This is a genomic window from Pedobacter folensis (assembly GCF_056490665.1).
The window spans coordinates 688,103-699,715 of sequence record NZ_JBWJIF010000004.1 but is presented as its reverse complement, the minus strand read 5'-3'; the positions used below and the strand labels follow the sequence as shown (position 1 = coordinate 699,715).

Annotated in this window: 11 protein-coding genes and 1 tRNA gene; 3 read left to right on the top strand and 9 right to left on the bottom strand. The window is 38.6% G+C overall.

Features of this window, described 5'->3' with window-relative positions; genetic code table 11:
• Positions 1–567: 567 nt before the first annotated feature.
• From rlmN to AC04QZ_RS22580, 5 genes are all read right to left on the bottom strand, one after another.
• On the bottom strand, positions 568–1,626 hold the full coding sequence (rlmN, locus tag AC04QZ_RS22600; protein ID WP_086548108.1) for a dual-specificity RNA methyltransferase RlmN: 1,059 nt from the start codon (positions 1,624–1,626) through the stop codon (positions 568–570).
• A gap of 89 nt (positions 1,627–1,715) precedes the next feature.
• Positions 1,716–2,690 (bottom strand): 23S rRNA pseudouridine(2604) synthase RluF, encoded by a 975-nt coding sequence (gene rluF, locus AC04QZ_RS22595; protein WP_478359565.1) that lies wholly within the window; start codon positions 2,688–2,690, stop codon positions 1,716–1,718.
• A 27-nt stretch (positions 2,691–2,717) separates the two neighbouring features.
• The gene (locus AC04QZ_RS22590) at positions 2,718–3,239 is read right to left on the bottom strand and encodes an NADPH-dependent FMN reductase (RefSeq protein ID WP_478359564.1); all 522 of its coding nucleotides are present in this window, start codon (positions 3,237–3,239) and stop codon (positions 2,718–2,720) included.
• A gap of 121 nt (positions 3,240–3,360) precedes the next feature.
• Complete coding sequence (locus AC04QZ_RS22585) at positions 3,361–3,921, bottom strand: DinB family protein (RefSeq protein WP_478359563.1); 561 nt, start codon at positions 3,919–3,921, stop codon at positions 3,361–3,363.
• 73 nt (positions 3,922–3,994) lie between these two features.
• Entirely contained in the window at positions 3,995–4,684 is a 690-nt protein-coding gene (locus AC04QZ_RS22580) for a helix-turn-helix transcriptional regulator (RefSeq protein WP_478359562.1), read from the bottom strand.
• A gap of 140 nt (positions 4,685–4,824) precedes the next feature.
• Between AC04QZ_RS22580 and AC04QZ_RS22575 the strand changes: the two genes are divergently transcribed.
• Positions 4,825–7,302 (top strand): hybrid sensor histidine kinase/response regulator, encoded by a 2,478-nt coding sequence (locus AC04QZ_RS22575; protein WP_478359561.1) that lies wholly within the window; start codon positions 4,825–4,827, stop codon positions 7,300–7,302.
• Here AC04QZ_RS22575 and AC04QZ_RS22570 read toward each other — a convergent pair whose 3' ends face one another.
• From AC04QZ_RS22570 to AC04QZ_RS22555, 4 genes are all read right to left on the bottom strand, one after another.
• The gene (locus AC04QZ_RS22570; RefSeq protein ID WP_478359560.1) at positions 7,303–8,634 is read right to left on the bottom strand and encodes a sigma-54-dependent transcriptional regulator; all 1,332 of its coding nucleotides are present in this window, start codon (positions 8,632–8,634) and stop codon (positions 7,303–7,305) included.
• A 70-nt stretch (positions 8,635–8,704) separates the two neighbouring features.
• Positions 8,705–9,019: a hypothetical protein gene (locus tag AC04QZ_RS22565; RefSeq protein ID WP_057931901.1), complete on the bottom strand. Its 315-nt coding sequence runs from the start codon at positions 9,017–9,019 to the stop codon at positions 8,705–8,707.
• A 79-nt stretch (positions 9,020–9,098) separates the two neighbouring features.
• Positions 9,099–9,410, bottom strand: a complete 312-nt coding sequence (locus tag AC04QZ_RS22560; protein ID WP_086548101.1) for a hypothetical protein — start codon at positions 9,408–9,410, stop codon at positions 9,099–9,101.
• A gap of 76 nt (positions 9,411–9,486) precedes the next feature.
• The gene (locus AC04QZ_RS22555; RefSeq protein ID WP_086548100.1) at positions 9,487–9,801 is read right to left on the bottom strand and encodes a hypothetical protein; all 315 of its coding nucleotides are present in this window, start codon (positions 9,799–9,801) and stop codon (positions 9,487–9,489) included.
• Between the two features lie 429 nt (positions 9,802–10,230).
• Between AC04QZ_RS22555 and AC04QZ_RS22550 the strand changes: the two genes are divergently transcribed.
• Positions 10,231–10,303: transfer RNA gene (locus tag AC04QZ_RS22550), tRNA-Thr, on the top strand.
• Positions 10,304–10,423: 120 nt separating this feature from the next.
• Entirely contained in the window at positions 10,424–11,590 is a 1,167-nt protein-coding gene (locus AC04QZ_RS22545; protein ID WP_478359559.1) for an amidohydrolase family protein, read from the top strand.
• Positions 11,591–11,613 lie beyond the last annotated feature (23 nt).

Below are 11,613 nucleotides of genomic sequence, written 5' to 3'. Positions count from 1 at the left end.
GAGAAACCCTTTAACAGCAATGTTAAAGGGTTTTCTTGGTTTATAACCTTTTGTAAAATAAACCTTCTACTCTTAATTACCATTAAGGAGTTTAACTAGTTAAGGTTTGGATAGCATGTTTCTTAATGTCCTTCATTTCTTAATGGTAAAAGGAATGGTTAGAGGGTTTATTTCACCATTAAGCAGTTAAGGTAGTTAAGGATTTGGATAGCATGTTTCTCAATGTCCTAAATGCCTTAATATTAAAAAGATTGGCAGCAAGCTTTTTATTTCAACCATTAAGGAGTTAAGAAAGTTAAGATTTAGTTCCCACAGATTACGCTGATTTCCGCTGAATATATACTGTCTTCCCTGTTATGCCTTTACCCCAGGTTCAATAGCCCTGATGGCAGCGGAAATCCCTTTTGGGCGGAGGTAGATTGTTTACACCAAAGGTTTCCCAAAAGGATTGCAGCGCACAGCAGGACAGAACCCGGCCTACATGGTGCAGAAATTGCGCTCCAAAAAATATATTTATTTGAAAAGATGTACTTTGTTGAAGTGGACTACTTAAATAGCTAGATTAAATTATGCGTTGGCGGCTTCTTCTTTTACCGCTAACTGGCCACAAGCGGCATCAATATCTTTCCCACGGCTACGGCGGATATTGGTATTGATTCCCTGACTTTTTAAGTAATTAGAAAAAGCATCAATCTTATCGCCTTCTGCATTGGTGAAATCGGCGAAAGAAATCGGGTTATATTCAATAAGGTTTACCTTGCAAGGGATATGTTTGCAGAATTTAGCTAAATCCATGGCATCAGAAATTTCATCGTTAAAATGATTAAAAACGATGTATTCGTAAGTTACCGGATTTTTGGTTTTGGCAAAATAGTATTTAAGGGCATCTGCCAGTGCTTTTAACGAGTTGGCCTCATTAATCGGCATAATTTCATTACGCTTTTTATCATCGGCCGCATGAAGCGAAAGTGCCAGATTGAATTTTGCACCATCGTCGCCTAATTTCTTGATCATTTTAGCAATACCAGCAGTAGAAACTGTAATGCGCTTATAGCTCATGTTTAAGCCATCTGGAGCAGTAATACGCTCAATAGACTTCAATACATTGGCATAATTCAACAGTGGCTCGCCCATGCCCATATACACGATATTGGTAAGGGGATTGTTATAGTTCTGTTTAGCCTGTTTATCGATTAATACTACCTGATCATAAATCTCATCAGCATTTAAATTACGCTTACGATCCATGTAGCCAGTTGCACAGAATTTACAGGTTAAACTACAACCTACCTGAGAGCTTACACAGGCCGTCATGCGGTCTTCGAGAGGAATTAAAACCCCTTCCACAATATTGCCGTCGGCTAGCCTGAAAGTATTTTTTATGGTATGGTCGTTACTGAATTGAGAATTGTTGACCTGAACAGCATTAATAGCAAAGGTTTCATCCAATGCTTTACGAAGATCCTTGGAAAGATTACTCATTTGCTCGAAACTCGTAGCCGATTTTTCCCAAAGCCACTGGTAAATTTGCTTGGCCCTAAATGCAGGCTGTTGCATTGCTACCAGGTGTTGTTGCAATTGAGGCAAATCTAATGCACGGATATCGGTTTTTTTTGCTGTTACCATTTGTTGCAAAGGTACTTAAAAAAGGCAGAAGGTAAAAAGGTGGAAGGTATAAGGCACTTAGATAAGACCGAATTTTACAATTTCTTGGCTTATCTTCCTCTGCCTCTTGTATTTGACTTGCTTGCAGGTTTACCTTTTGCAGGTTTCGAGTTTCTGTTCCCGGTGTTACTTTTACCAGTAGGTTTTGAGCCTGAATGACCAGTCGGTTTTTTGCCGGAAGATTTTTGGCCTGATGATTTTGCCTTAAAAGATTTTTTAGGCTGTTCTTCCCTAAGTTCAGGGATTTCTTCCCAGGCATTGGCTTTTTTCTTAGCAGCACTTTTTGGCTTTGATTTAGCTTCAGAAGATGAATTTTCGACACTTTTGGTGATACTCTTCATCTCCTCTTCTGTAAGTTCCCTAAATTCTCCTGCCGGAATGCCTTTTAAATTGATATTCATGATACGTGTACGCTCTAATTTGGTCACTTCATAACCAAAATGCTCGCACATTCTACGGATCTGCCTGTTTAAACCCTGAATTAAGATAATATTAAATACGAATGTGCTGATCTGACGGACCTTACATTTACGCGTATTTACCCCCAGGATGGGAACACCGTTACTCATCTCGAAAATGAAATCTTCGGTGATGGGTTTATTAACGGTAACTACGTATTCCTTTTCATGTTTATTTCCTGCCCTTAAAATTTTGTTAACGATATCGCCATTGTTGGTCAGGAAGATCAGACCTGAGGAATCTTTGTCCAAACGGCCAATGGGAAATATCCTTTCGCTATGATTGACGTAATCAACAATATTATCGCGTACGCTGCCTTCTGTAGTACTGGTAATGCCAACAGGCTTGTTAAAAGCCAGGAGGATGAAATTACTTTCTTCTTTAGGTTCGATATTATGGCCGTTTACCATCACTTTATCGCCCGCAAAAACCTGATCGCCTACTTTAGCTCTTTTCCCGTTGATAAAAACGGTGCCTTTTTCGATATAACGGTCTGCTTCACGGCGTGAACATAATCCACTTTCACTGATGAATTTATTTAAACGGGTTGCAGAGTTATTGTTCATGCTGCAATTTTACGGAAATAAATCGTGTTATCCATTCTCCAGGCTGGCAACAAATGAATCAACAGTGCTTTTGAGTGCGGTTAAAGTTTCTTTATCTGTAATTGCCGCCTCATTGTCAATCTTCGCTTTTGCAAATGAAATCAACTGGGGCGATACCCTTGCTTCAATTACGGTTAAAATATCGATGAGCGATTGATAAGCTTTTTCGCCCTGTGTGGAGGCAACGAGCGCTAAAACAGGTTTCCCGGAAAATGATGCTGAACTTACGGTCCAATCGAGCAGGTTTTTTAGCGAACCTGGTAAACCCATGGCGTATTCTGGAGTAGAAATGATGATACCAGCTGCCTTTTGGATGGCTAAGCGAAGGTCTTCTATGGCATTTGGCGGATTTTCCTGGTCTAAATCAGGATTGAAATGTGGAATATCTGCAATGGATGAAAAGTTTGTTACCTCAAAGTCTCCGCCCAAAAGCCGGGAGATAGCCTTAATATAAAGCCCATTGGTTGATACCGTTTTCGTACTCCCGGAGATTGCCAATATTTTTTTCATTGCTAAAAGTAGCGAAGTGGAGATGGAATATCAAGATTGCCAGGTAATCCAACCGTCATTTCAAAACGGGCTGTTGAAACGCACCAGGTGTCAACAGCCCATTAAAAAAAATGATAACAAACTAAAAATTCTGGTCATCGGCACTTGGCCCATAACTTCCAGGGATTGGAATATCCAATAATCTTAAATAAACACCCAGTTGTGCCCGGTGATGAGATGTTTGGCTAAGCGAATGACGGATGGTTTCATATTTAGAATAATCGGCCAGTACCTGTTTGCCCATACTCAATACCCAACGTCCATTTAGGTCTTCTTCTGTAGCTTTTTCTAATTCCGTTTTTCCTTTCGCATAATTTTCTTCCAGAATTTTAACCAGGTCATTGGCATTTTCTACAGGTTGTTCTACATAAGGCGCTGTTTCGAAATCCAGCCCATCAGTAGTTAAAGCCAGTGAAACCCAACTCGGCAGATCGGCAATATGAACTGCAAGCGATTTCATTTTCATGCTTTTTTCGTGTGGTGCCCAGTCGAATTTGTCAACCGGTACAATAGCCAGGAATTTTTTTGTGGTATTAAATTCGGCTTCCAATTCTTTCAATAATAATTTAATAATGTCCATATTTTTCTGTTTTGTTTTTTCTGCGGTGTTTAAATCCATTAGTAATAAATCGGCTATACTCATGATTTTGATGTTTGTTTACACAAAGAAAATACAGCCCACTGACAACCCTATGGCAGCGTGAAAAATATTATTTTTAATAATTTACAGGAAGCAGATGCATGTATTCGCTCAGTGGCATGTGCTGTGTTTTTTTGAAAGGAATGCCCAGGTTTTTAAGGCAGATGATTCGGGTGAGGTTAAAATCACGGTATTGGTTACGGTAATGGCACCAGGCAATTAAATGCCAGCTAAAGGCATAAAAAATCAGGCCAATTGGCTCTACTTCTCTTTTGCTCACTTCCTCCTTATTGTTTTTATAATCGAGTTCGATCAGGTGTTTTTCGGCAATGGCGTGCTGAATAAGCGACAGGTATTCGAAGTTAAAATTTAACCTTTCCGGAATCTGCAGTTTTATATGTTGATTCAAGGTTTCGAGCTTTTCTTTTTGGCCCGTTTTTAATACTGCCTTTACTTTTGTCAGTGCTGTAGAATAATGGGTACGGATTGAGTTATCGGCAAATCCATTCACTAAACTTTCAACCAATAGCAGCGCATTGGCTTCGTCCATATTAAAAGAAACTGGTGGCAGGAAATAACCCTGAACCAGATAATAACCTTTATGTTGCTCAAAACTTACCGGTATCCCCTGCTCTCCTAATGCTTTGATATCGCGATAAACTGTACGAATACTCATATCAAATCTTTCCGCAATTTTTTCTGCAGTAATGTATTTTCGGGATTGAAGCAGGGTTAAGATTCCGAAAAGTCGGTCGATACGGTTCATAGTTTGTTTTTTTAGGCGATTAAAATTAAAGTTTTTTAATCAATTTTTCTTGTGGTACGTTATTTGTAAAAGATAAATACATATCAATTCTACAGGTTAAACCGTTATCATTAGGGTTTATCATACATAATCTGAATTAAATGGCTGCTGTTATTCAAAAGCGTTTCTTCCGGGCAATAAAAAGTAAAGTAATTATAGGTTTCCTGTTTGCCTGTTTTGCTTTGTTAATGGCATGGGGCATCAGCAAGTTTGCTTTTACACGGATGCTGGATACTGTTGAAGAAATTTCGGCCCCGAACGACCGCTTAAGAATTGTAAATGATCTCTCGCACAAAATTGCCCGGTTAGATCAGTTGCAAAGAGATGAGGCTTTCAATAAACAAGGTACCTATAGTTTTCTGAAAGAATCACGTAAATTAAGAAACAGTTTAGATACCTTACGTAAATTGTACAGGGGCGATTCTGCCCAACTGGCGCGGATAAAGTCGATCAAGAATCTGCTAACCGACCGGGATAAGCAATTTATCAATTATTTAAAGGTGAGAGAAACATTGGTGAATACCAAATCGTTCTCTGATGAAGTTCAGAAATTAAATGAACTGGTTGCGATAAGGGCAAGACAAACCGATAGTGCAGTTTTAACAACAGAAACAACGACATCGACCACTACCGTTGCGCCTGAAGAAGAGAAGAAATCGCGGAATTTTTTCACCAAGCTTTTTGGAAAGAAAAAATCGGAGGTATATAAAATTATTAACGAAGAGTTTAAAGTAAAACGTGATACCTTAAATGCAAAGGCGGAAGACAGCATCATGAAGAGTATGACCGGTTCGTTAAAAAACATCGAACTGGAGCAACGTCAGAAAAGCCAGAAATTTTTAAAACGTGAAGCAGATCTGTCTAATGCCAGTAATGCTTTAACTGCCCAAATGCTGCAGATTTTAAGAGAAGTGGAGGGTGAAGCAGTGGCCCAGGTAGATTTAAATGGTATACAGGCCAAAGAAGTGGTTAATGACGGGATTACGCAAATCACCACCATTATTATCATCTTTTTTCTGTTAACAGTTATTCTGCTGTATTTAATTTTGGCTGACATTACAAAAAGTAACCGATACAGAAGGGCCTTAGAGCTTGCTAAAGACGAGGCAGAATACCATGGTAAAGCGAAGCAACGGTTCTTATCGAACATGAGTCACGAGATCAGGACACCGCTGCAGTCTATTTTAGGCTATGCCGAGCTGATTACCCAGCAGGATGTACCGAATAAGAAAGATGTGGATGCCATTTATCAATCTTCCATTCATTTACTTCAGATTGTGAACGAGGTATTAGATTATAACCGGATTATTTCAGGTGAATTTAGTTTCAATAACCAGGTATTCAATATCAGAAAAGCCCTGGATGAGGTAGTTTCGGTCATGCGGCCACTCGCAGAACAGAAATCGTTGCAATTAAACGCAAAACTTGATCTTGCCCAGCTTGAATTTGTAAAAGGCGATGCATTTAGATTAAAGCAGATTTTATTTAATTTGTTAGGCAACGCTGTAAAGTTTACCCTGAAAGGTGAAATTAACTTATCCGTTTCATATAAAAAGCAAGGAGATGACCTGCACTTTCATTTTACCATAACAGATACCGGAATTGGCTTCGAAGAAAAAGATATTCCTAAAATATTTAATGAATTTGAGCAGATCGAATCTCCTGAGAAATATATTATCAATCAGGCTGGAACAGGTTTGGGGTTGCCTATCGTTAAATCTTTGATCGAAACGCAAGGCGGAAGAATTTATGTGAAAAGTAAACCGGGCATGGGTACTACATTTAATATTTACATGAAATATGAAAATACGACCGAACGCGTAAGCGATACCCTTGATTTAGAGCATTATGCCATTGTAAATCCAGGCACGGTTTGGGTAATTGATGATGATAAACTCATTCTCGATTTGTGTGGAATGATCTTTCAGAAAAACAAAATCCCATTTAGAAGTTTCACCCAGGTGGCCGATATCTTACATGCAGAACCTGAACCAGACTTAAAATACATATTGGTTGATATGCGCATGCCAGAAATGACGGGTTTCGAACTTTGTCATTTATTAAAAAAGAAACTCCCAGCTCACATTAAATTTTACGCCATTACCGCACAGGTTTTACCTGAAGAACGCGAAATGGTTTTAAGCGAAGGTTTTGATGGGTTGATTATGAAACCGTTTAGGGCTGTAGATATCCTTTCTATATTTGACCGGGCCGAAATTTTAACCGAACAACCAGAAGTCGATTTTTCTTCCATTGAGAAAATGACCTTTGGCGACCAGCAAATGTTGGAGAAAATATTGAACCGTTTTAAACAGGATTCTATAGATGATGCTGCATTGCTGAAAAAACATTTAACCGATAATGATCCGGATCAGGCGAGGTTATTGGTTCATCGCCTGGCCGGACGCACAGCACAGATGGGTTCAAAAACGTTAGCAAATGCATTTCGGCTACTGGAAGTAGAAATTGCTGAAAAAGGCTTAACTAAAAATATTAACTCTGAAGTTTTATTACAGATTAGAAAACTGGATAGTTTAATTGCCTTTATGGAAGAGATGGATTACGCCAATGCGGAGTAATTATTCTATGCCGTATCGCTCCATTTTAGCATAAAGCGTTTTACGGTCGATGTTTAAAATCTTGGCCGCTTTTGATTTGTTATGCCTCACTTTGATCAAGGTTTCAGTAATCAACGCTTTTTCATTCTGTTCATTCACTGCTTTCAGATCGGATGAATTACCTGGGGCGGATTGATGATGAACAGAAATCATCATTTCATCAGGTAATGCACTAATTTGGGCAACATCACCCGGACTTAATAAAACCATGCGTTTAATCACATTGCTGAGTTCTCTCAGATTTCCTGGCCAATCGTAACTCAGCAGAAGTGCTTTGGCCTCACTCGAAACACTTTTCACGTTCCGTTCTAAATCGCGGTTTGATAGCTGTATAAAATGGTTAATAAACAGTTCCAAATCTCCGCCCCTATCTCTCAATGGTGGAAGCTGGATTTTAAACTCATTTAACCGGTGATATAAATCTTCTCTAAATTCTCCCTGTTGCATGCTATTGGCCAGATCGTCATTTGTAGCCGTAATAATGCGCACGTTCACCGGAATCTGTTTGGTACTGCCCAAAGGCTGGATTACCCTTTCTTGTAATGCCCGGAGTAATTTAATCTGTACTTCGTAGCTCAGGTTGCCTACCTCATCTAAAAACAAAGTTCCGCCGTTTGCAGCCTCAAACTGCCCTTTTTTGTCATTTAACGCACCAGTAAAGGCACCTTTTACGTGTCCGAATAATTCACTGGCCGCTAAATCTTTCGATAAAGCTCCACAATCTATGGCCACGAAAGGTTTATCGGCACGTTTACTCTGCTGGTGCAGGGTTCTTGCAGCAAATTCCTTTCCTGTGCCGCTTTCGCCCTGTATAATTACCGACATATCAGTTGGGGCTACCAAATTGATGTGTTCATACAGTTTATCCGCAATTGCACTTTTCCCTTTTATAAAATCACTGTTTGTTTCTTTTGGTTCAACACTTTTTAAATCCTTTTTGGTTAAAGAATTTTTGATCACCATTAATAACTCATCCGGATTAACCGGCTTGGTAATGTAATCAAAAGCACCTAATTGTATAGATCTGACCGCGGTTCGAACATCATTAAAACTGGTCATTACGATTGCGGGTATAGACAAACCCAGATCACGGATGTGGCTAAGCACTTCAAGACCTGTTCCATCCGGAAGACGGTAATCAATTAAAAGTAAGTCGAATTCATTGTTTTCTACTTGCTTAAATGATTGCTTTACCTGGGTTACAAGGGTGATTTCATGACCGTTTTTGGTTAAAAAACCTTCAAGTAATTGAGCAAATGTGGTATCGTCTTCTAAAATCAGGATTCTCGCCATGTAACAAAAATAAGAAAAGCCGGACATAATCCGGCTTTCTTGTAATAGGTAGATGTAATTATTTTGGGTTTTATTGTACTGGCTTACCGTCTTTATCAATTTTAACTGAACCAGTTTCTGCTTCTTTTTTAACATTGATTAAATAGTATTCCTTTGTTCCTTCTTTAACAGACCAGGCTTCAGTAGCGGTCCATCCTTTGTAAGCATCAGATTTTAATGCTGTTGTAACTGGGGCAGGAAGCTCTTCCAGTTTAACCGGAGTTTTTACTGCACTATCCTGAACTGCAACAATTGCAGCATTTTTGATTGTATTTACTTCACTTGCCTGTACTGCTGAGAATCCTGCAAAAGCTAAGAACGCAGCTGATAAAATTAATTTTTTCATGGGATATATTTTTTAGTTTATGCGCAGCCCGAAGGCCACGCTTATATTGATTATGCCTATGTGGCGTACTTATTTTAGATTATTGAACTGGTTTACCGTCTTTGTCGATTTTAACCGAACCGGTTTCAGCTTCTTTTTTAACGTTGATTAAATAATACTCTTTGGTGCCTTCTTTAACCGAGAAAGCTTCAGTTGCAGTCCATCCTTTATAAGCATCAGATTTCAATGCAGTAGTTACTGGTTCAGGTAATTCTTCCAGTTTAACCGGAGTTTTTACGGCACTATCTTGAACTGCAACAATTGCAGCGTTTTTGATTGTATTTACTTCACTTGCTTGAACAGCTGTGAATCCTGCGAATGCTAAAGTAGCGGCTAAAATGATCTTTTTCATGATATTCTGTTTTAATATGGTTGGTAACTTTCGTTACGTTAAATACTCGTTAATTATGGAGCGCTAACTTATTTTATTATTGAACTGGTTTACCGTCTTTGTCGATTTTAACCGAACCGGTTTCAGCTTCTTTTTTAACGTTGATTAAATAATATTCTTTAGTGCCTTCTTTAACTGAGAAAGCTTCAGTAGCTGTCCAGCCTTTGTAAGCATCAGATTTTAATGCTGTTGTTACCGGAGCAGGAAGTTCTTCCAATTTAACCGGAGTTTTCACTGCGCTATCTTGAACTGCAACAATTGCAGTAGTTTTAAAATCTTTTACTTCACTTGCCTGTACTGCTGAGAATCCTGCTAATGCTAATACGGTTGCTGCTAAAACGAACTTTTTCATAGTATATATTTTAAAATTTAATTTGTGTAACAATACTTGCTAATGTTTCACAATGATGCCAAACCGTATATTTTGTTTAATTTATTGTTTTACAGGTGATTATGTGTGTGCCAAAGTTTTGACGCTGTGGAGTTTCTCCACACTTTGGGGTGAATGACTACAAATTTTGCAGATATTGATGGCGTTTATAAACTGAGAGGCATTTGTAAACTTATTAAACATACCTAACTAAACTCCTTACTCCACTTATCGTCATGCTAAACTTGTTTCAGCATCTTTTCAGCAAAATAGATCCTGATCTCGAAGCTTCGGGACAGGGTGACAACTACTAAAAAATCGATTTCGGGAAACTCAAAAAAGAAATTCAAAAAAATAACTTTCAATTTTTAAAAAAGAAGATTTTTTTCTATCATTGCAGCCCGATTAAAAGCCTCCTTAGCTCAGCTGGTAGAGCAACTGACTTGTAATCAGTAGGTCATTGGTTCGATTCCGATAGGAGGCTCTTTTTCTTTCCCCTTTTCTAACTTCTTTAGAAAGTAAATCAAAAATCATTTCATCATCAAAATGGACCAGACGTGGAAAAATATTTTTATTTGCTCCGGTTATTCCGCTAATTTGCGATATGTTAAAATACTTTTCAGCCGATTGGATATTTCCTGTATCATCCCCGCCGATTAAAAACGGCGTGGTAGCCGTAAATGCAGCTGGCGAAATTAAAGAAGTATTAACCGAAGAAGTGGCCGGAAATCTTAATCTGGATATCCTCAGGTATAAAGGCGCAATTGTTCCGGGTTTTATCAATACCCATTGCCATTTAGAACTCTCGCATATGTTGGGGCAGATTCCAGAACAAACGGGGCTCGTAGAATTTGTGCAAAGTATTATTAAAAGCAGGCAGGGCGATATAGATGAAATTAAAGCTGCCATGTACAATGCTGACCAGAAAATGTTCGAAAACGGGATTGTAGCCGTTGGCGATATTTCCAATCAAATTTCGTCAAAAGAAGTAAAAGCGGACAGCAAAATATACTACCATACTTTTATCGAAGCCATGGGCTTTAATCCCGAACGGGCAGATGCGATAATGGATTATGCAAAGGGAATTAAGCAAGCATTTGGACCTTTGCCCGCCTCAATTGTACCACATGCTCCTTATTCAGTATCACCTGAATTGTTCCGGTTAATAAAAGAGGAAGCCGAAAAAGATAAGGCCTATATTAGTGTTCACAATCAGGAAACCGAAGATGAAAATGCCTTTTTCGAAAATAAATCGGGTGGATTTTTAGACCTATACCAATTTTTAGGACTCGATATTTCTTTCTTCGAACCAACAAAAAAAACATCGTTACAAACCTGGTTACCCTATATTAAAGAGCAGAAGACTTTGTTGGTGCACAATACCATTTCCACTAAAGCTGATATCGCCTTTGCAAAGGAAAACAATAATAATCTGTTCTGGTGCCTTTGTCCGCAAGCCAACTTATATATCGAAAATGCTTTGCCCGATGTTGACCTTTTAATTGAAGAAAATGTAAAGATTACCTTGGGTACAGATAGTTTGGCGAGTAATCACCAGCTTAATATCCTGTCAGAAATGATCACCTTGCAGCAACACAAGCAAGTAACGTTTGAAAAACTTTTGCGTTGGGCAACGATAAACGGAGCCGAATTTTTAGCGCTTGAGCAACAAATCGGAACAATAGAAGTTGGTAAAAAGCCTGGATTGAATTTAATCCAGCTTTCTGCCGATTTTAAGATTGAAAATGATCGAGTAAAACGGTTAGTTTAAATAATAGGCATCTAGTATACAAA